The organism is Salinactinospora qingdaonensis, assembly GCF_039539445.1.
GTDB classification, from domain to species: Bacteria; Actinomycetota; Actinomycetes; order Streptosporangiales; family Streptosporangiaceae; genus Salinactinospora; species Salinactinospora qingdaonensis.
This window is the reverse complement of sequence record NZ_BAABDD010000014.1, coordinates 78,161-98,215: the sequence shown is the minus strand read 5'-3', so window position 1 is coordinate 98,215 and position 20,055 is coordinate 78,161. Positions and strand designations below refer to the sequence as shown.

Sequence of the window (20,055 nt, the reverse complement as noted above, 5' to 3'; positions counted from 1 at the left end):
CGATGCCCGCACAGCGGCACGGGCCAGGTCGATCGCTTCGCGGCTCGCCGCCGGCGGTCACCCACAGACAGTGTCATCTCGGATGCGATCACCCCTGAGAGAAGGCAATGAGCCATATCAGCTTCCCGGAAAAGGACGCCGGCAACATGGTGGCCAGTCACTACTCCACTGGCCAGGGACAGGTGCTGCGCAGCGACAAGATCGAGATCACCAAGATCCGTTTCCAGAAAGGCCACGGCGCCGCCACCCATCACCACCCCGAAGAGCAGGTCTTCTACATCCTTGAAGGCTGCCTGGAGGTGACGGTCGACGGTGAGACCTACGAGGTGCACCCCGGCGAGGGAAGCTTCCATCCGTCCAACGCGCCCCACTCCGTCATGGCCAAGGAGGACACGGTCGCACTGTCCTTCAAGAATCTCGTCGACCCCAATTACGAGGCGACGGGCAACCTCACCTGACGTAAGCGAGCGAAAACCGAGACGCTGTCGATCGCCCCTGTAACGACGGCCCCGCGCTCGCACGCACCGGCGTGCGAGCGCGGGGCCGGCACCGGCAATCCGGCCAGGCGGCTCACGACGGAAAGGCACCCTCGCATGGAGAACTTCTACCGGCTCCACATCGACGGGAAAGACAGGGTCGCCAGCGACCACGCCACGTTTTCGGTGGAGAATCCAGCCGATGGCAGCGTCATGTGCGAGGTCGCAGCCGCGACCTCCGAAGACGTCGCCGCCGCGGTGGCGGCGGCCAGCCAAGCGGTCGCCGACGGCCGGTGGTCACGGCTGCGCGGGCGCGACCGTGCGCGCACCCTCCAGCGGGTAGCCCAGCTTCTAAGCGAGCGCATCGAAGAACTCGCCGAGCTGGAGACGCGCCAGATCGGCCGACCCCTGCGGGAGATGCGGGCCCAACTGGCCCGCGTTCCCGAATGGTTCGAATACTTTGGGTCCCTGGCCCAGACGGTCGAAGGCACCATCCCCGACTTCGGGGGCCAGCACCTCAACTACGTGCAGCGGGTGCCCATCGGTGTCGCGGGGTTGGTGACCCCGTGGAACCACCCGTTGTTGATCACCACGAAGAAGCTGTCGGCGGCCATCGCCGCCGGTAACAGCGTCGTCGTCAAACCCTCGGAGTACGCTCCCCTGGCTCCACTCGAACTCGCCGCGATCTGCGAGGAGGCGGGGGTGCCACCGGGAGTGGTCAACGTCGTTCCCGGCTGGGGCGCCACGGCGGGCAAAGCGCTGGGCGAACATCCTGGCCTTGCCCGGGTGGACTTCACCGGCGGAACGGTCACGGGCCGGCGGGTGGCGGCCGCGGCGGGACAGAACCTGACCCCGGTCACCGCCGAACTCGGCGGGAAGGCACCCGTGGTGGTGTTCGACGACGTCGACACCGAGCGGGCGGCGGCTGCCGCCGCGTTCGCCGCCTTCATCGCCACAGGGCAGACGTGTGTGCAGGGGGCGAGGCTGCTCGTCCAGCGTTCGGCCTACCAGCGGGTGACCGACGCCTTCGTCGAACGCGCCGCCGGGCTGCGCGTAGGCGAGCCGATGAGCGCCGACACCCAGGTCGGCCCGTTGTCCTCCCGAGAGCAACTCGAGCGTGTCGCCGCGGCCGTGGCGCGCGCCCAGGAAGAGGGAGCCACGGTGCTGTGCGGCGGCCGTCCCTGTGACGACCCGCCGTTGGACCGCGGCCACTACTACCCCCCGACCGTCCTGGCCGATGTCACCCCCGACATGACGGTGTGGCACGAAGAGATCTTCGGCCCCGTCACCGTGGTCACCGCTTTCGACGACGAAGCCGAGGCCGTGCGCCTGGCCAACGACACCCCGTTCGGTCTGGCCGCCTCAGTGTGGACCCGGCACCTGGGCCGCGCCCACCGCGTGGCCGACCGGATCGACGCGGGGATCGTGTGGGTCAACGACCACCACCGCATCGACCCCGCCTCGCCCTGGGGTGGGGTCAAAGACAGTGGGATGGACCGCGAGAACGGTATCGCGGCCTACCACTCCTACACCCGCCCGAAGAGCACCATCGTCAACACCAGTGACGAGTCGTTCGACTGGTTCGGTACAGCCGACGAGCTGCGCTACTCCTGAGCAACGACTCTTCGGTCCAGATTCCGCCACCTGTGCCACCTGATCGCCGTTGAGCTGAGCGGTGGAAGCGGATCAGACGCATTGGCAACCGCGCTTTCCGCCCCACCGCCGCTCTCGGTCGGGCAACCACCGACGTGGCTGTGACCAGCCAGCTAAAGGGAGATGTCGTTGAAAGCCCAACGACCCAATAGCCAACCTATATTTTATTTTATCAATTTTATCGTCCCTGTCTGGCGGCCGGGGCGCCTGAAAGGGGCGAACTGACATGAGGAACAGATCATCCCGTGGGGGCACCGGCTCGACCGCGCTGGGACGGCGGGACTTCCTGCGCAGCGCCGCGATCGGCGGCGCCGCCGTGGCGCTGGCGCCCAGCCTCAGCTCGTGCATGCTCAGCGGCCAGGGACAGAGCAGCGGAGGCGGCGGTTCGCTGGCCCCGGTGCGCTTCTCCTTCGCCCCGGACCCGGTATGGGACTACATGTTGCAGCAGGGCGTGCAGGAGAAGTTCGAAAAAGAGCACGGCCTGGTCATCGAGACTTCCTCAACGTGGGACGAGTTCGCCTACTTCGCCGGCGGTCACGGCGACATCGTCTCCACGGCCAGCTACGAGCTGCCGCTGCTGGAAGAGGAGACCGGCATCAAGACGGTCACCTTCGGCAAGTACAACCTGCTGCGCATCACCCCCATCGTCAAGACCGACAAGCCCTACCAGACGCTGGCCGACATCCCCAAGGGTTCACGCATCGGCGTGCCCAGCGCGGTGTCGTCGACGCTGGTGTGGGGCATGTTCGCCCGCGAGCTCCACGACCTGGACTTCCAGGTCGGCAGTGGGGACTACGAACTGGTGGTCGAGGACCACTTCGTCATGGCCGAGCACGTCGATCGCGGCGACATCGAGGCCGCCCTGGTCATTCCCGAAGCCGCGATCAGCCTGCTGCGCCAAGACCGGCTCCGGGTGCTCTACGACAACAAGCTGCCTTACCAGATCTACGGCGAAGTCCGCGGCTCCGAGCACCGGGGCGTCATGGGCAACATGTTCACCGCCACCGAGGAGTGGTTCGAGAACAACCGGGAGCAGGCTGCCCTCTTCCTGGCCATGTGGGAGGAGGGCATCAAGCTCTGGGAGAGCGACCGCACCCAGATCATCCGCGACTTCCCGCAGCACTTCGCGGTGGAGGAAGAGGCCGACATTCAGGCCATGGACGACTACCTCAGCGAACACGACTGGTTCGTGGACACGGTTTACCTGGACCAGGACTGGATCGAGGGCGAAACGTCGCTGTACGACTTCATGAAGGACAGCGGATTCATGGAAGAAGACGCGCCGGTTCCCCGCTACGAGGCGGTCGACCCGCCGGAGCTTGGCTGACGGCCCCGGACCCCCGCGGAGGTGGGTATGGCAACAAACGCAGTGGAATCGCCAGACGCCAGCTCCTCGCCTCAAGAGAGCGACGAGAAGGCGCAACTCAACGCGCAACTGCGGCAACAACAGCGGGCCGAGCGGCGTAGCCGTTGGTTCTGGCGCATCAGCGGCTACGTCTTCTTCTTCGGGCTGTGGCAGTTCGCCTCCAGCTTCCTGGTGGCGGACTTCATCGTCCCACCGCCGCTGGCGATCTTGGAGAAGATGCGCGACATCATCGTCTCCGGCGAGGTGTGGGTCCACTTCGGCGCCACGCTGTCGACGATCGCCATCGGGTTCACCGTCGCCTACGTGCTCGGCGCGGCTCTGGGCATGCTCATCGGGCGGAGCCGCTGGTGGGAGTCGTTCTTCGGCGACTGGGTCATGGCCACGCTGACCACCCCCGGTCTGGTGTTTGCCCTGCTGACCGCGATGGTCTTCGGCCTGGGGCAACTGGGGCCGATCGTGGCGGTGATCATCACCTCGATCTCCTATGTGACGGTCAACGTCGTGGAGGGCGTCAAGGCGATGCCCGAGGACCTGGTGAGCATGGCCCGGGCCTACCGCAGGTCGCGCTGGCAGATCGTGCGCCATGTCTTCATCCCGTTCCTGGCGCCGTTCTTCTTCACCGCGGTGCGCTACGGCTTCTCCATCGCCTGGAAGATCGCCACCCTCACCGAGGTGATCGTGGGCACCGCCGGCATCGGGTTCATGATGCGCCGCGAGTTCCAGTCGTTCTCCATGACGGGCTTCCTCGCCTGGGTGCTGCTGTTCTTCGCTTTCGCGCTGTTCCTGGAACGCGTGGTGTTGCAGCGCCAGATGAAGCGCGTCCTCAAATGGCGCCCGGAGGTGGCCAAGTGAGCGCTACGACCCTGCGGCGACCGGCGCTGCCCTCCTCGGGCGCGAAGCTGGTCAACGTGCTCAAGGCCAACCGCAGCGCCCGGATCATGTCCTGGATTTCGCTGCTGGTGGCGTGGCAGTTGGCGACGTTGGTCATCCCGAGCGAGCTGATTCCCCCGCCCGCTCAGGTGCTGGAGTTCATGTGGAACGAGGTGCGCGCGGTCACCGTGGCACCGGAGACGCTGTACATGTCGTTCGGGCTGAGCTTCGAGCGGCTGGGCGTGGGACTGGCCATCGCCTTTGCTATCGGCACCCCGATCGGGCTGGCGATGGGGATGTACAAGCCGGTCGAGCACTTCCTCCACGACTTCGTCGTGGTCGGGCTGGCCATGCCCTCGTTGGTGTGGGCGCTGGTGGCCGGCATGTGGTTCGGCTTTGGCAACCTCGCTCCGGTGATCACGGTCACGCTGGCCGCCGTCACCTTCGTGGTGATCAACATCGCCGAAGGTGTGCGCAACGTGCCCAAGGAACTGCTCGACATGAGCGCCGCCTACGGGGTCTCGCGCTGGCGCACGATCCGCCACGTGATCTTCCCGTCGCTGATGCCGTTCTTCTTCGCCGCTCTGCGCTATGGCTTCGCCAACGCTTGGAAGGGGCTGGTGCTGGCCGAGGTGTGGGCCTCCACCTCGGGCGCGGGCTGGGTCATCAAGTTCTGGTACGACGCGCACCGCTCGCAGGGCATCGTCGGCTACGCCCTGTTCTTCATCCTGGTCGCCATCTTGATCGAACGGCTCGTGTTCGGTCGCCTGTCCAACTACGTCTTCCGCTGGCGCGCCACCACGAGCCGGGAGATCCCCGAACCTGCCAGCGAAGCACCGGCGAAGGAAGGAGCCTGACGTGGCAACCATTCGACTGGAGAAGCTGCGCAAGGAGTTCATCACCGACGATTCCAAGGTCGTGGCCCTCAACGACGTGTCTTTTGAGGTGTCGGGCCAAGAGTTCGTCAGCGTCATCGGGCCGTCCGGCTGCGGCAAGTCCACGCTGCTCAACATCCTCTCGGGGATCGAGACGGCGACCTCGGGCAAGCTGGAGATCACCGAAGGCGAACGCCAGGCCCGACTGGGCTACGTGTTCCAGGCCGCGCGGCTGCTGCCGTGGCGCACGGTCATGGACAACCTGCTGTTCGTGCAAGACGTGCGGGACAAGGAGACACGCGAACGCTGCCAGCGCTATCTGGAGATGGTGGAGCTGGGCCATACCGGCAAGCAATACCCCTCCCAACTCTCGGGGGGTATGCAGCAGCGGGCCGGCATCGCCCGGGCGTTTTCGACCGAGCCCGACCTGTTGCTCATGGATGAGCCGTTCAGCCACCTGGACGCGATCACGGGGCGCTCGCTCCGGCGCGAGCTGCACGAGCTGTGGACCCGCACCAAGAAGACCGTCCTGTTCGTCACGCACGACGTCACGGAGGCGGTGGAGCTGTCCACCCGGATTTTGATGTTCGCCAAGGGCGGGCACCTGGTCGAGGAGGTGACCATGGACCTGCCCTTCCCCCGCGACGCTACCTCCGACGAGGTGGCGCTGGCGCGCGCCGACATCATGCGCCGCTTCGAGGCACTCGACCTGGTGGCCACCTGACCCACGGGCCGACCGGCCCGGCGGGTGTCTCTCAACGGTGCCGCGAGCCTGCCCCGGCTCGCGGCACCGTCACGTGTGCAGCGCCCGACCGACCCCCCGGGGGCAATGTGGCGGGGTGTGGCTTCGGTCTGGGGAGAGCATGCGGGGTTTCTCCTCGCTCGTGCCTTGATCGCTGCGCGATCTCAGCAGCCCGGGGCGGGCTGTGCCTGAGGTGGCACGGGTGTCACGACGGGGGCTGGGGCCGACGCCGTAACCGGGCAGACGGGAACGAGACCACCACCGCAACCGGGCACACGGGAGCGGGGCGGCTCGGCGGGTTCCGGCGTGTTCTCAGCCGCCACCCCACCGGCATACCCCCCACACCAGCAGCACCCGGCACAACAGCGATGCGTCAAAGCTGCCGAGATCGCGAAGCGATCGAGGCACGAGCGAACGACGAACACCCCCACCCACCCCCGACACACACCCACCTACACCCCACCCCCGGCGTGACAAACCCAGAGAAGCACCCCCGGGGGGCACTACCGCTTTAAGAGCCCTCGGCTTCCCTGGAACTGGGGGTGACTTCGGCGGCAGCCGGCTTTCGGGGGCCCCACTGCCATTTGAGAATGTAGTTGGCTTCGGTGGGCAGCCACTTGCCTTTGGTGGGCAGGATGCGCCAGTACAGCATCGTGCCCTCCTGGGTGACGAGAGGACGGTGCTCACCCGTTAACTGACGGGGTTGGCCGCGACCGAGCTTGGCCTCGCCCGTGGCGCTGGAGCAGGGGTAGGCGGGATCGAAGATGAGCACGAAAGTCAGCGAGCGCACCGGACGCTCGATGTGGGTCTCGAACGTCTCTTGGGGGCGCTTGTCGTAGGCGCCCCGGAAAACGATCTCGTTGGTCACCCGCACCATGTTCTTCGCGGCGAGGTGCTCCAAGTCCACGGCGATCACCCGGTTCACCGCCATGTGGCCGGAAGCGTATTCTCCCCACTGATGTTTCGTGGGGTGGCTTACGCATTCTCCGGATAGCTCGCCGCTGGTGCTGTAGAGAAAAATGGCGCCATTGCCGTCGTTGGATTCGCGCCGTATGAGGTAGGAATCCGTGAGCCGTGCGACGCCGGTCGTTTCCTCACCCCGACTGGGACTCTCCCGAAGATCCAAGACCTTAACCAGATCATGAACACTGAACGCCGATCCCTCGCGAATCGCGCCGTACTCCAACGACTCTGAGCGGCGCGGCGCTCGGTCGCGGTTCCAGTTCCACGTGCGCTGGATCAACGCGCCCACTATGGTCGCCACGACCGCACATATACCGACGATGACCTGAGCATCCACGAGACAACCACCCTCCCCTCCCCCCGTGCGCGAACAGTACAGTCCCGCCGCCCACCCCGCCCCGTGGCGCCGTGACTCGACACAGCCTGATTAATGGTAGAACGCGCGACGGAGAACGACACACATTTTCACGGAAAATGGCAACGGAAGGGGAGTGTTGATCTTTCCCACCCTCACACGCCTCAGAACAACACCCTTCACCAGAAATGCAATCAAGGAGACACGAAGCGTGAAAACAAGAATCCAGCACCATTAGAAGCGAAAGTAATACTAGGTATTTTCACGTTTGCTTAGGTCGTGTGCCGTGCCGTCCGCGCCCCTCATGCGGCATCAGACACCTTTTGGCCTCAGCACGGCGAAGGTATCTTCTCCACCGTGGCCCCGTCCCCTTCCCTGGGATGCGCGCTGCCCGCCGCGATCGCCACCGCTAGAGAAGAGACGTTAATGCCCGACCCGTCGCCCGCTGTCCCCGGCTTCCCCATCGACCGGTGGAAGCCCGCCCGCACATTCCCCGAGACCTACCCGGGGGAATGCCCCAGCGGACCCTACCTGCTGTGCGAGGACACGGTACGGCCGATCGTGGGCGACGGCCCCGGCGGCCACTACGAAATCGACGCCCCGCAGGGGCGTATCCCGCTGGAGACGGCCCTGGCCAGGCTAGGGCTGCCCGGGCTGGCCGAACGCTTCCCCGTCCTGGCCTACGGCGCCAACCGCAACCCCGCGACGCTGCGGATGAAACTGGCCAACTACAACTACGAGCCCCCCAACGGCGTCGACTCCTGGATTCCCATGCTCAGCGGCAGGATCGCCGGGGCCGACATCGCCGTATGCGGGCCGCACGGCCACGGCTACTTCTACGGCGAACTGCTGATGGACGAACGCTTCACCGCCGACACCGTGCTGGATGTGCACGTGTGCCTGGCCGACCGCGACCTGCTGCGCGTACTCAACGCCAGCGAGGGGGTCACGACCGGGATGTACGCCCTGGCCAGCGTCTCCGGCGTGGAACTGACCGGCGGCGCGAGCCTACGCTCGACGCTGGGCTACATCGCCCAAGCTCCGGTATGGCGCTCGCCGCGTTACCGCTCCCCTGTCTCGTATGCGGTCAGCACCGCGAGCAACCGCACCCTGCCCGCGCTGACCTCGCGCGCGATCATGGAACACGTGCTCGACACCCTCGGCCTGCGGGGCAAAGTCAGCGCACTATCGGGCCTGCCCGACGACGCCGCGCTGGCCTCCGCCCTAGCCAGCTACCTCAACGAGCAGTGGTGGCGCGAGTTCAACGGCACCGGCCCGGCGACCCCGGCCTACCACGAGATCCTGGAAGCATTGCGTTCGGGCATGGCCGGTGACGGGTTGACGCCCCGCACCCTGGACCATCTGGCGCGCTTGGGCCGGGTGCTGCCCACCGAGCGCGCCGACGATCCGGGGCCAGCGCACACGTGGGCGGCCCTGCGGACGTGAGCACGGCCCACAGCCGGTGCCTGAGAGAGCGCGCCGGGCACGATCTGCCACGCTCTCCCGCGTCCCAGGGGCACCAACGGGTAACGCGCCCCTACCCAGCCTCGACGCGGGCGAGCTTAGGGCTTGTAGGCGATACCGGCCATCTGGGTGCGCTGGAAGGGTTCCATGTCCTCGAAGTCGGGCACGGGCACCTCGGGGGTCTCGGGGAACCACTGGGCGATGTACTGCAACCCCGGCGGCACGAGGTCCAGCCCAACGAAGTGGGCCAACAGATCGTCGACGGGGCGCGCCCAGCCGTTGCCCAAGGTCTGCACCGCGGCGCGCTCCAGCGACTTTTGGGCCGGGTCGCCGGTGTCGGGCCAGGAGGTGATGAACAGATAACTGCCCGAGGGCAGCGCGTCGACCAGCTCACCGATGAGACGGTTGGGCTCCTCGGTGTCGCTGATGTGCATGAGGATGCCCACGATCATCAGCGCGATGGGGCGGTCGAAGTCCAGCATCCGCTTAGCCTCGGGCGCGGTCAGGATGGCGTGGGGATCACGCAGGTCAGCGGTAACCACGCTGGTGGTGTTGTTCGTGGCTAGCAGCGCACGCCCGTGAGCCAGCACGATCGGGTCGTTGTCGACATAGACGACGCGGGCCTCGGGATTGATCTCTTGAGCGGCCTCGTGGGTGTTGCGCTCGGTGGGCAAGCCGCTACCGATGTCGAGGAACTGGTCGACGCCGGCGACGCGGGACAGGTACTGCACTCCCCGGATGAGGGCTTCGCGGTTTTCCCAAGCGCATTCGCGCACCTTGGGAATACTGTCGGCGAAGACGCGGGCCGCGGCCCGATCGGGCTCGAAGTTGTCCTTCCCGCCAAGGATGGCGTCGTAGGTACGGGCGATGGACGGTACGGACATGTCAATGTCCGGGGGAAACCGGTGAATGTCACCCTCGTGGGAAGGGTCCCGATCGGAACTGCTCATCGCCTACCTCTTTTTCTCCACGGCAACATGAAAAATCTTAGGTGCTCGCTCATCAATGTACGAACCGGGACAACAGAGCGGATATAAAAACGTTTACTCTTCGGGACGCAGCGGCGACCACCGGACCGCGGCCGGTAACGAGGAGCGGCGCAGCGAAGCGGCTGCGCGCCTGCCAGAGACGAAGCCGGAAGCAAGGGCCGGGCCACTCTGGAACTCTTCGGCGAGGGGGAACCTTTTCCTAACCCCATGCCCCTGTAAGAAAGATTTTATCCGGCAATGCTGCTCGGGCCGCCGGTGGCAAGGAGTAGGCCGGGCGGGGCTCGAACCCGCGACCCACGGATTATGAGTCCGCTGCTCTGACCATCTGAGCTACCGGCCCCCAACGGGGTGGGGCCTCGGTGCGGCCCACAGCACGATTCCGGCCATCTGTGGGCCGGACTCTCGAATCAGTTTAACAGGGGGTGAGCCCCCGCCTCCGTGCCAGAACCCCCGCGTGCTGGGGGGATCGGGCGGATCACACTACCTTCCCCAGACTCAGGACACACGCGACAAGCTGGACAGGGGCAGTTGAGGTGGCGAGCGGGCGCACAGATTAGGGTTTTAGGGTTGTTATCCGCGACGCGGGTGCAGACCGGGCGGTTTCGTTTCGGGCACCGACAGCGACGGCCGGGCCGCCGCTCGTCTCGTGTCCGTCGCGAAACGAGACGGGTCACCCAGCGCGCCGCCGCCGGGCCGAAACACCCGGCAGCATCACCGTCGTCAGGAGAAGAAGGTCATGGCCCAAGTACCCGTCAACGTCACCGTTACCGGCGCCGCCGGCCAGATCGGCTATGCGCTGTTGTTCCGCATCGCCTCCGGGCAGTTGCTCGGCCCGGACACGCCGGTCAATCTCCGCCTGCTGGAGATCCCCCAGGCGGTGCAGGCCGCTGAGGGCACAGCGATGGAACTTGACGACTGCGCGTTTCCGCTGCTGCGTAGCGTCGACGTGTTCGATGACGCACGCCAGGCGTTCGACGGCGCCAACGTCGCACTGCTCGTGGGCGCCCGTCCGCGCACCAAGGGCATGGAGCGCGGAGACCTGCTGGAGGCCAACGGTGGGATCTTCAAGCCCCAGGGTGAAGCGATCAACGCCGGTGCTGCCGACGACGTCCGAGTGCTGGTCGTGGGCAACCCGGCCAACAGCAACGCGCTGATCGCCCAAGCACACGCGCCCGATGTCCCAGCCGAACAGTTCACCGCCATGACGCGCCTGGACCACAACCGGGCGCTCAGTCAGCTCGCCAAGAAGCTCAACGTGCAGGTCAGTGAGATCAAGAAGCTCACGATCTGGGGTAACCACTCCGCGACCCAGTACCCTGACATCTTCCACGCCGAGGTTAACGGCACCACCGGCGCTGCCGCGGTCAACGACCAGGCGTGGCTGGAGAATGAGTTCATCCCGACCGTGGCCAAGCGCGGCGCCGCCATTATCGAGGCCCGCGGCGCATCCTCGGCCGCCTCGGCGGCCAACGCGGCTATCGACCACGTCTACGACTGGGTCAACGGCACGCCCGAGGGCGACTGGACCTCCGCGGCCGTGATGTCGGACGGCTCCTACGGCGTTCCCGAGGGGCTCATCTCCTCCTTCCCCGTCGTCTCGCGCGGCGGCCAGTGGGAGATCGTGCAGGGACTGGAGATCGACTCGTTCTCGCGCGAGCGCATCGACGTCTCGGTCAAGGAACTCTCCGAGGAGCGCGAGGCCATCGCCAAGCTGGGGCTGGTCTAGCCGTCGCAGCCGGGGCGGGCACCGGAAGTCCCCAGTGCGCGCCCCACGGCCCACGTCCGCATGGGCGGGAGCACGGCTGTTCGCTCCGAGCTGGCGTGTCGCCTGCGCCGGACCCTCCCCGCCTGCGCAGAGCCTGAGGCGGGGTGTGGGTTGGGTTGAGGGAGACGTGTGGTGTTCTTCGTCGCTCGTACTTCGATCGCTGCGCGATCTCGGCAGCTCAGAGGTGGGCTGTGCCCCTGGGACGGATGCTTGAACACCCCCAGAGCACGAGACACCTCTGAGACAAGCGCTTCAACCTGACGTCCCACCCCGAAACCCCGGCCACAGGGCGACTGTCGTTGAGGCGCCTAACCTGGCGCCACACCCAAGGAAAACCACCATATACAGCCACACCCCACCCACCAGAATTACGGATAGCACCACACCCAGGGGAGGCCGTCACCCGTTGCTGTGTCCTGGGCTATAGGCAATACTCCTCCCCCCGGTGGCTGCCTGCGTCGCGTCACGGCACCTCACCCCGCCCCCGCATTGCTCGATATCACCCCACTCTCCGCGCCCTCGCATCGTTTGATGCCGCCCCTGCCCCCGCGCCCCGCAGGCTGCCGAGATCGCGCAGCGATCGAGGTACGAGCGAACGATGAGGCTTTCCCCACCGCCCGCCACAACCATTCCCGCATGCGTGGGGAGTACCGTTCCACGGGAGTTTGGGGGCGTACGGACAGGGGACCACCCCCGCATACTGCGGAGCTTACGTCTCCCCCTGAACCCGCCGACGCCAGCGGACCGGACCATCCTCGCAGGTGAGGAGCTGCCGCGCTGCGGGCGCGAACCGCGTGCCACGGCCGGTGGCATCCACGCAGCCACCGGGTGAAGCCAAGGTGACAGTCGTTGCGCGGGGGACGCGGTGCCCCGCCTCACGTATGCATTCAAGGTGACGGCGAGGGCGCCGGCTGCATAAGGTCGTGCCATGCCGCGCACCGATCTGCCCTTGGACGAACTTCGCGACTTCCAGGTCGCGAGCACCGCGCCCGACGACTTCGACGAGTTTTGGGCCGAGACCCTGGCCGAAAGCGGGGAACGCCGGGTGACCCCGCAACTCGTCGCCCACCCTCGGCGGCTGCACACCGTCGAGGTTTTCGACCTCGCCTACGCCGGTTTCGCCGGCCACCCCGTCAAAGCGTGGCTGGTGCTGCCGCGCGAACGCACCGGACAACTGCCCTGCGTGGTGGAGTTTCCCGGCTACGGCGGTGGCCGCGGCAACCCGCTCGACTTCCTGCTCTACGCTTCGGCTGGCTACGCCCACCTGGTCATGGACCTTCGGGGCCAGGGCAGCGGCGGGCGCACCGGCGAGACCCAAGACCCGGTCGCCTCGCCGCACCCCCACTTTCCCGGCTTCATGACCAACGGAGTGCTCAACCCGCGCGAGTACTACTACCGCCGTGTCATCACCGACGCGGTGCACGCGGTGGATGCCGCTCGGCGGCTCTCCGTCGTCGACCCGCAGCGGGTCGCGGTGATGGGGGGCAGCCAAGGCGGCGGGCTGGCTGTGGCGGTGGGAGCCCTCGTGCCGGATGTGGCCGGTGTGATCTCGGACTGCCCCTTCCTGGCGCACATGCGCCGCGGCGCCGAGATCGCCACTGAGGGCCCCTATCTGGAACTGGCGCGCTACTGCCAGGTCCACCGCAACCGGATCGACGACGTGTTCACGACGCTGGCCTACGTCGACGCTCTCAACTTCGCCCCTCGTGCCACCGTGCCCGCAGCGTTCAGCGCCGGCTACATGGACCCGGTCACACCCCCGTCGACCTGTTATGCGGTCTACAACGCCTACGCCGGCCCCAAAGAGATGAAACTGTGGGAGTTCAACGGCCACGAGGGCGGCGAGGCGATGCAGCACGAACGTCGGCTGGACTTCCTGGCCAAGGTGCTGGACTGAGCCGCTGCCGCGCCGACAGCGCCCCTCGAACGCACCGGGCCCCACCGCCGCTGTCCTGGCGTTTTACCACGGCCTACGGCGGGCGGGGGCAGGCACGTTGTCGGTAGCGGTGTCCCGGACGGTTGATGACAGCGGGCAGTATGGGAGGTGTGAGTCTCCTCGATCATCTCCCCGCAGACCCTGAACCCGACTCCCTATTCGAGACGTTCGCCACCTGGGCGGAGGAACGTGGGCTCACGCTCTACCCTCACCAGGAAGAGGCCCTCATCGAGGTGGTGTCGGGGTCCAACGTCATCCTCAGCACCCCCACCGGCTCAGGTAAGAGCCTGGTGGCGGCGGGCGCGCACTTCACATCGTTTGCCCGCGGTGAGCGCAGCTTCTACACCGCCCCTATCAAGGCCCTGGTCTCGGAGAAGTTCTTTGACCTGTGCGAGGTGTTTGGCACGGTCAACGTCGGCATGATGACCGGCGACGCCAGCGTGAACCCCGGCGCCCCCATCGTGTGCTGCACGGCCGAAGTGCTGGCCAACATCGCGCTGCGCGACGGCGCCGAGGCCGATATCGGCCAAGTCGTCATGGACGAGTTCCATTTCTACGCCGAGCCCGACCGCGGCTGGGCCTGGCAGGTGCCGCTGCTGGAACTGCCCCGGGTGCAGTTCTTGCTGATGTCGGCGACGCTGGGCGACGTCACGCGCTTCGAGGAGGATTTGACGCGGCGCACCGGCCGCACCACTTCGGTGGTCAAATCCGCGGAGCGGCCGGTACCGCTGTTCTACTCCTACCGCACCACGGCGCTGCACGAGACGCTCGAGGAGCTGCTGAGCACCCACGAGTCGCCGGTCTACATCGTGCACTTCACCCAGGCTCAAGCCGTGGAACGGGCGCAGTCCCTGACCAGCATCAACATGTGCAGCCGCGCGGAGAAGGACGCCATCGCCAAGGAGATCGGCAACTTCCGCTTCACCACCCGGTTCGGGCGCAACCTGTCGCGCTACGTGCGTCACGGCATCGGCGTACACCACGCCGGCATGCTGCCCAAATACCGGCGGCTGGTGGAACGGCTCGCCCAGGCGGGGCTGCTCAAAGTCATCTGCGGTACCGACACCCTCGGGGTGGGGGTCAACGTGCCGATCCGTACGGTGCTGTTCACGGGGTTGTCCAAGTACGACGGTGCTCGCGTGCGCCGGCTCAGCGCGCGCGAGTTCCACCAGATCGCCGGTCGTGCGGGCCGCGCCGGCTTCGACACGGTGGGCAACGTCGTCGTGCAAGCGCCCGAGCATGTGGTGGAGAACGAGAAAGCGCTCGCCAAAGCCGGGGACGACCCCAAGAAACGGCGCAAGGTGGTGCGCAAGAAGGCACCGGAGGGCTTCGTCGGCTGGGACAAGGCCACCTTCGAGAAACTGATCGCCGCCGATCCCGAGCCGTTGACCTCCCGGTTCAAGGTGAGTAACGCGATGCTGTTGAGCGTCATCGCCCGGCCCGGCGACTGCTTCGCGGCGATGCGCCAACTGCTCACCGACAACCACGAAGAGCCCAAGTACCGACGCCGCCACATCAGCGAGGCCATCGCGATCTACCGTTCGCTGCTCGACGGCGGCATCGTGGAAAAGCTCGACGAGCCCGACGAGGCGGGCCGCACCGCTCGACTAACCGTCGACCTGCAACCCGACTTCGCGCTCAACCAGCCGCTGTCGACGTTCGCGCTGGCCTCACTGGAACTGCTCGACCCGACCTCGCCGAGCTATCCGCTGGACGTGTTGACGCTGGTGGAATCCACGCTCGACGATCCGCGCCAGATCCTGGCGGCCCAACAGAACAAGGAACGCGGCGAGGCCATCGCGCGGATGAAGGCCGAGGGGGTGGAGTACGAGGAGCGCATGGAGCGCCTGGAGGAGATCACCTACCCCAAGCCGCTGGAGGAGCTGCTCGACCACGCCTACGAGGTCTACCGGCGCGGCCACCCGTGGGTAGGCGACCACCCGCTGCGGCCCAAGTCGGTGGCGCGCGACCTCTACGAGCGGGCGATGACGTTCTCGGAGTACATCGGCCATTACGAGCTGGCCCGCTCGGAAGGGCTGGTGCTGCGCTATTTGGCCGGCGCCTACAAGGCGGTGAACCAGACCATCCCCGAGGACGCCAAAACCGAGGAGCTGCGCGACCTGATCGAGTGGCTGGGCGAGCTGGTGCGCCAGGTCGACTCCAGTCTGCTCGACGAGTGGGAAGAGCTGACCAACCCCTCCGCCGACACCGCGGAAACCGAGTGCGCCGACGACCGTCCCAAGCCGGTGACCGCCAACCACCGGGCTTTCCGCGTGCTGGTACGCAACGAGCTGTTCCGCCGCGTGGAGCTGGCCGCGCGGGAGGACTACGCCAAGCTGGGGGAACTGGATGGCGCCTCGGGCTGGGACGCAACAGCCTGGGAGGAGGCGCTGGCCGACTACTACGACGAGTACGACGAGATCGGCATCGGCCCCGACGCGCGCGGTCCGGCGCTGCTGCTGGTCGAAGAGGACGCGCAGGTGTGGCGCGTGCGGCAGATCTTCGACGACCCCGAGGACCACCACGACTGGGGCATTAGCGCCGAGATCGACCTGGCCGCCTCCGATGAGGAGGGCCGGGCGGTCGTACAGGTGACGGCGGTGAACCGCCTGGAAGCCTAGCGCCGAGCGACCAGGGTGTTTAACTACAACGACGACAAGTGAGAGACAAAACGGGCGAGCGCGTCCGCTGCCACCCCATGGGCTGCCGAGATCGCGTAGCGATCGAGGCGCGAGCGAACGAAGAACACCTCCACACCCCAGCCGTTCAAAAAAACAGGCCCCAGGCGACGGTGCAGGAGTTGTGCGCGGGTGCGTTCACTCACCGCCCGCAGGGGCACGGGGCAACGGTGGGCTGCGGCGAGACGCGGCGTGTAGAAAACCCGTGCCCGGGAGCAAGGGGGAACGGGGTGGCTGCGAAGAGATGGGCGTTGTCAGTGGTCGCGGCGCACCGCTAGGTGGGCCAGGGCGGTGAGCTCGGCTGCCGGCTCTGGGGCGGGCTCGGCGGCCTGCAAATGCTGGAGGGCTTGGGCGAGGAGCTCGTCGGCCTGGGATTGGGCCCAGGCACGCCCGCCGGCGTTGTCGACGAGTTGGGCGGCGCGGACCACGTCGGCCTCGTCCAGGGGCCGTTCGTCGGTGTAGAACGCGGCCAGCTCCCGTCCCGCGTCGGTGTCGGAGGCCAGGGCCGCGACCACCGGCAGGGATTTCTTGCGGTTACGCAGGTCGGAGTGGACTGGTTTGCCGGTCGTCTGGGAATCTCCCCAGATCCCCAGCAGATCGTCGGCGAACTGGAAGGCCAACCCCAGGTGGTCGCCGAAGGCGCGCAGGTGTTCGACCCGCTCGGGTGAAGCTCCGGCGAACGAGGCACCCAGCGCGCACGAGCACCCCAACAGCGCGGCGGTCTTGCGCCGCGCCATGCTCACGCACTCCTCGACGCCGACGTCTCGGCGTTCCTCGAAGGCCATGTCGGAACTTTGGCCGGCCACCAGATCCTGCACGGCGGCACTGACCATGCGCACGCCCTCTTGCGCGGTCGGGTTGCCGCTGGCGGCGAGCACATCCAAGGCGAGGGTGAGCAGCGCGTCACCGGCCAGGATCGCCGGGCCGAGGCCGAACACGCTCCAGGCCGTGGGGCGGTGACGGCGGTTGGTGTCGCCGTCCATGACGTCGTCGTGGAGCAGGGAGAAATTGTGCACGAGCTCCACGGCCGCGGCGGCGGGAGTGGCCACCGCAGCGGTACCGCCGGTGGCCGTAGCTGCCAGGAGGGCCAACGCGGGGCGGACCGCCTTTCCGGCGGGGGTAGCGATCGGGTGACCGTGTTGGTCACACCAACCGAAGTGGTAGCCGATGACACGGCGTGTGGAGCCGGACAGCGTGTCGACCGCGGCGCGCAATGCGGGGTCGACCGTGGCGCGGCTCCAGGCCAGTGTTTGGCTGACTGAACTCTCGGCGGCACGTTCCTCCTCGATAGCGGCCATGGCCCCGATTCCTCCTTATATTCACCACACGGTCCCGAGATTGTCGGGTTGATCGGGCGCCGCTAGGGCGCATCTGACCCCGGTGCCGCGGGTGGCCGAGCACTCGCGGCGCCCGCGGCACCGGACTCCGTCACGGCCCCACCCCGTGTCGACCAGAACCGGGAGATCCCTGCTCCTGCCAGCACGGGCTCCAGGCCAGTCCCGCCGACACTCCAGCCGGGCCGGGGATGTGGCGACGGGACCGCTGCGGCGAGGGTGGCGGTGGCGCGAGGCGACCAGCACGGCCGCCTTACACCCACCGGTGGCTGTGGACCCGCGCGGCTGCCACGGGCAATCGCGCGGGGTGAGGGGTGCGAAACCTCGGCTGCCCAAGGGGCGCCTGCTCCGCTTAGATTCTGTTTGTCGGACGGCTGGGGGCGGGGACTGTGGGAGTGTTTTTTCGTCCGCTCGTGCCTCGATCGCTGCGCGATCTCGGCAGCCCGCGGGGCGGCGGTGGACGCACTCACCCGCGTGCGCCCACCGCCGGCCCTCGTCGCCCGTCCAAAAACAGAACCTAGTTCTCCCGTCCGATCTCGACGTGCTCCAGGACGCCCAGCGCGTCGGGAACGAGGATGGCGGCGGAGAAGTAGGTGCTGACCAGGTAGGAGATCAGGGCTTTTTCGTTGATGCCCATGAACCGCACCGATAGGCCGGGCTCGTACTCGTCGGGCAGACCGGTCTGGTGCAGCCCGATCACACCCTGGTTGTTCTCGCCGGTACGCATGGCCAGGATGGAGCTGGTGCGGGTCTTGCTGATCGGGATCTTGTTGCAGGGCAGCACCGGCACGCCGCGCCACGCGGGCACCATGTGCCCGGCGAAGTCGACGTTGTCGGGGTAGAGGCCCCGGCGGTTGCACTCGCGGCCGAAGGCGGCGATGGCGCGGGGGTGGGCCAGGAGGTACTGCGTGTTGCGGCGCATCGACAGCAGCTCGTCGAGGTCATCGGGAGTAGGCGGGCCGGTGCGGGTGTGGATGCGCTGCTTGAGGTCGGCGTTGTGCAACAACCCGAAGTCGGTGTTGTTGATCATCTCGTTCTCTTGGCGCTCGCGCAGCGCCTCGATGGTGAGCCGCAACTGCTGCTCGACCTGGTTCATCGGCTCGTTGTAGAGATCGGCCACGCGAGTGTGCACGCGCAGCACGGTCTGGGCGACGCTGAGCTCGTACTCGCGCGGGGAGAGCTCGTAGTCGACGAAGGTGCCGGGCAGGTCGGGCTCGCCGGAGTGTCCCGAGGCCAGTTCGATGGCGGCCTCGCCGTACTTGTTCTGTGCAGCGGAACGGTCGGCCTGGCTGCGTTGGAGCTGCTCGCGCAGCGCCTCGGACTGGTCGCGCAGCTCGGCGAAGGCCTGGCGCGACAGCGACAGCACGATGCAGGGGGTCACGGCCTTGACGGTGAACTCCCACTCGCCCTCGTCTTCGACCATGAGCTGCTCGCCGAAGTGCTCACCGTCGGCCAACACGTCGAGCACGGTGTTATCGCCGTACTCGCCCTGACCGAGCTTGTTGACCTTGCCGTGGGCGATGAGCACGATCTGGTCGGCCGGTTGGCCCCTCTCCACGAGCACGTCACCGGGCTGGAACTCCTGCTGGGTGAAGCGCCCGGCCATCGCGGTGAGGACCTCTAGGTCCTCAAAGCCGCGCAGCGGGGCCAGCTCGGCCAGCTCCGGCGGGATGACCTGCACTTCGGAGCCGGTGTTGGTGAAGGTGACCCGCCCGTCACCGACCGCGTAGGTGAGCCGGCGGTTGACGCGGTAGGCGCCGCCCCTGGCCTGGACCCACGGCAGGATGCGCAGCAGCCACCGCGAGGAGATGTCCTGCATCTGGGGCGTGGACTTGGTCGTCGTCGCCAGGTTACGGGCAGCGCGGGTGCTCAGGCTCAGCGGCGACTGCCCGTTGAGCTCCTGCGCACCCGCTTCGGCACCGGCGCTCGCGTCCATCGACTCCGTCACGAAAAACCACCAATCAGAGAGCGAAGAAACAAAGAAAAGAGGGAGATGTCAAATTAAAGGACCGCAGGCGGTGATTTTTGGTGATCCCCCCGCTTCGGAGACAACCGTACCGGAAGCCGTCGATACACGAGACAGGAATTAGCAAACTCCGAAAGATGGGATCTTGCTCACTTTGCCCCTCTCCTCGCATCTTCGAACGTCTTGATACGTACATCTTCACCACATTTCCAACGGCCAAATTTGAATATCGGAAACAAATTTCTGAAATTCGGCCCTGGATTGTCTCGCCACACTGAACAGGCAACGTAACGCTGCCACCTAGGATGATTACGAAGCGTGCCCGGTTTTGGACGTGATCAATACAGACGCCACTTCCACCCTTTTCGCTTTTTAAGAAGTCTTCTCCGTTCGTAAACCGAGGGCGGACGATCGGGCAGCCACACGGGGCAGCGGGGCAATCAATCCGACTAGCACCCCGAAAAGCCAAGAACAGACCAATTGATCATCACAGAAATGAGAAATACTGCTGCATTCCTTAAGAGAGGAAACAGCGCCGCAAACAGTACAAAACGGTCAAATCTTCAAGGGGCGAGCAGCGGGCGCGGAGGGCACCTCGGCCTCTCCGGCGCCCGGTGAGAGCC

At 66.7% G+C, this 20,055-nt stretch carries 14 protein-coding genes and 1 tRNA gene; 10 read left to right on the top strand and 5 right to left on the bottom strand.

Annotated features, from left to right (window positions below; all coding sequences use genetic code 11):
• Positions 1 to 107: 107 nt before the first annotated feature.
• From ABD848_RS15650 to ABD848_RS15625, 6 genes are all read left to right on the top strand, one after another.
• Positions 108 to 458, top strand: a complete 351-nt coding sequence (locus ABD848_RS15650; protein ID WP_344972512.1) for a cupin domain-containing protein — start codon at positions 108 to 110, stop codon at positions 456 to 458.
• A 135-nt stretch (positions 459 to 593) separates the two neighbouring features.
• Positions 594 to 2,090 (top strand): aldehyde dehydrogenase family protein, encoded by a 1,497-nt coding sequence (locus ABD848_RS15645; RefSeq protein ID WP_344972510.1) that lies wholly within the window; start codon positions 594 to 596, stop codon positions 2,088 to 2,090.
• Positions 2,091 to 2,355: 265 nt separating this feature from the next.
• A complete protein-coding gene (locus ABD848_RS15640) occupies positions 2,356 to 3,456 on the top strand; it encodes a twin-arginine translocation signal domain-containing protein (RefSeq protein WP_344972508.1) in 1,101 nt (366 codons plus the stop codon).
• Positions 3,457 to 3,483: 27 nt separating this feature from the next.
• Positions 3,484 to 4,347, top strand: a complete 864-nt coding sequence (locus ABD848_RS15635) for an ABC transporter permease (protein ID WP_344972506.1) — start codon at positions 3,484 to 3,486, stop codon at positions 4,345 to 4,347.
• Positions 4,344 to 5,222 carry an ABC transporter permease gene (locus ABD848_RS15630; protein WP_344972504.1) on the top strand — a complete coding sequence of 293 codons (879 nt, stop codon included), beginning with the start codon at positions 4,344 to 4,346 and terminating at the stop codon, positions 5,220 to 5,222. The genes ABD848_RS15635 and ABD848_RS15630 overlap by 4 nt, the downstream gene beginning before the upstream one ends.
• A 1-nt stretch (position 5,223) precedes the next feature.
• Positions 5,224 to 5,964: an ABC transporter ATP-binding protein gene (locus ABD848_RS15625; protein ID WP_344972502.1), complete on the top strand. Its 741-nt coding sequence runs from the start codon at positions 5,224 to 5,226 to the stop codon at positions 5,962 to 5,964.
• 529 nt (positions 5,965 to 6,493) lie between these two features.
• Here the strand turns inward: ABD848_RS15625 and ABD848_RS15620 are convergent.
• A complete protein-coding gene (locus tag ABD848_RS15620) occupies positions 6,494 to 7,282 on the bottom strand; it encodes a hypothetical protein (RefSeq protein WP_344972500.1) in 789 nt (262 codons plus the stop codon).
• A gap of 375 nt (positions 7,283 to 7,657) precedes the next feature.
• Here ABD848_RS15620 and ABD848_RS15615 point away from each other — a divergent pair, with 375 nt between their 5' ends.
• Complete coding sequence (locus tag ABD848_RS15615) at positions 7,658 to 8,746, top strand: hypothetical protein (protein ID WP_344972498.1); 1,089 nt, start codon at positions 7,658 to 7,660, stop codon at positions 8,744 to 8,746.
• A gap of 116 nt (positions 8,747 to 8,862) precedes the next feature.
• Here ABD848_RS15615 and ABD848_RS15610 read toward each other — a convergent pair whose 3' ends face one another.
• Both ABD848_RS15610 and ABD848_RS15605 read right to left on the bottom strand, forming a co-directional pair.
• On the bottom strand, positions 8,863 to 9,714 hold the full coding sequence (locus ABD848_RS15610; protein ID WP_344972496.1) for an SAM-dependent methyltransferase: 852 nt from the start codon (positions 9,712 to 9,714) through the stop codon (positions 8,863 to 8,865).
• A gap of 305 nt (positions 9,715 to 10,019) precedes the next feature.
• Positions 10,020 to 10,093, bottom strand: a tRNA-Ile gene (locus tag ABD848_RS15605).
• A gap of 396 nt (positions 10,094 to 10,489) precedes the next feature.
• Between ABD848_RS15605 and ABD848_RS15600 the strand changes: the two genes are divergently transcribed.
• The 3 genes from ABD848_RS15600 (at position 10,490) to ABD848_RS15590 (ending at position 16,075) form a co-directional block, all read left to right on the top strand.
• The gene (locus ABD848_RS15600) at positions 10,490 to 11,479 is read left to right on the top strand and encodes a malate dehydrogenase (protein ID WP_344972494.1); all 990 of its coding nucleotides are present in this window, start codon (positions 10,490 to 10,492) and stop codon (positions 11,477 to 11,479) included.
• A gap of 967 nt (positions 11,480 to 12,446) precedes the next feature.
• Positions 12,447 to 13,415, top strand: coding sequence for an acetylxylan esterase (locus tag ABD848_RS15595; RefSeq protein ID WP_344972492.1), 969 nt, complete (start codon positions 12,447 to 12,449; stop codon positions 13,413 to 13,415).
• Positions 13,416 to 13,555: 140 nt separating this feature from the next.
• Positions 13,556 to 16,075: a DEAD/DEAH box helicase gene (locus ABD848_RS15590; RefSeq protein ID WP_344972490.1), complete on the top strand. Its 2,520-nt coding sequence runs from the start codon at positions 13,556 to 13,558 to the stop codon at positions 16,073 to 16,075.
• Positions 16,076 to 16,386: 311 nt separating this feature from the next.
• On the opposite strand, the gene ABD848_RS15585 is transcribed toward ABD848_RS15590, so the two are convergent.
• Together ABD848_RS15585 and ABD848_RS15580 are read right to left on the bottom strand one after the other, a co-directional pair.
• Positions 16,387 to 17,430 (bottom strand): family 2 encapsulin nanocompartment cargo protein polyprenyl transferase, encoded by a 1,044-nt coding sequence (locus ABD848_RS15585; RefSeq protein ID WP_344972488.1) that lies wholly within the window; start codon positions 17,428 to 17,430, stop codon positions 16,387 to 16,389.
• A gap of 553 nt (positions 17,431 to 17,983) precedes the next feature.
• Positions 17,984 to 19,402 (bottom strand): family 2B encapsulin nanocompartment shell protein, encoded by a 1,419-nt coding sequence (locus ABD848_RS15580; RefSeq protein WP_344972587.1) that lies wholly within the window; start codon positions 19,400 to 19,402, stop codon positions 17,984 to 17,986.
• Between the last annotated feature and the right edge of the window lie 653 nt (positions 19,403 to 20,055).

Bases quoted from the DNA above. Each gene is read 5' to 3' on its own strand.
- ABD848_RS15650 (WP_344972512.1), top strand. From the start codon at position 108: ATGAGCCATATCAGCTTCCCGGAAAAGGACGCCGGCAACATGGTGGCC.
- ABD848_RS15645 (WP_344972510.1), top strand. From the start codon at position 594: ATGGAGAACTTCTACCGGCTCCACATCGACGGGAAAGACAGGGTCGCC.
- ABD848_RS15640 (WP_344972508.1), top strand. From the start codon at position 2,356: ATGAGGAACAGATCATCCCGTGGGGGCACCGGCTCGACCGCGCTGGGA.
- ABD848_RS15635 (WP_344972506.1), top strand. From the start codon at position 3,484: ATGGCAACAAACGCAGTGGAATCGCCAGACGCCAGCTCCTCGCCTCAA.
- ABD848_RS15610 (WP_344972496.1), bottom strand. From the start codon at position 9,714: ATGAGCAGTTCCGATCGGGACCCTTCCCACGAGGGTGACATTCACCGG.
- ABD848_RS15600 (WP_344972494.1), top strand. From the start codon at position 10,490: ATGGCCCAAGTACCCGTCAACGTCACCGTTACCGGCGCCGCCGGCCAG.
- ABD848_RS15595 (WP_344972492.1), top strand. From the start codon at position 12,447: ATGCCGCGCACCGATCTGCCCTTGGACGAACTTCGCGACTTCCAGGTC.
- ABD848_RS15590 (WP_344972490.1), top strand. From the start codon at position 13,556: ATGGGAGGTGTGAGTCTCCTCGATCATCTCCCCGCAGACCCTGAACCC.
- ABD848_RS15585 (WP_344972488.1), bottom strand. From the start codon at position 17,430: ATGGCCGCTATCGAGGAGGAACGTGCCGCCGAGAGTTCAGTCAGCCAA.
- ABD848_RS15580 (WP_344972587.1), bottom strand. From the start codon at position 19,402: ATGGACGCGAGCGCCGGTGCCGAAGCGGGTGCGCAGGAGCTCAACGGG.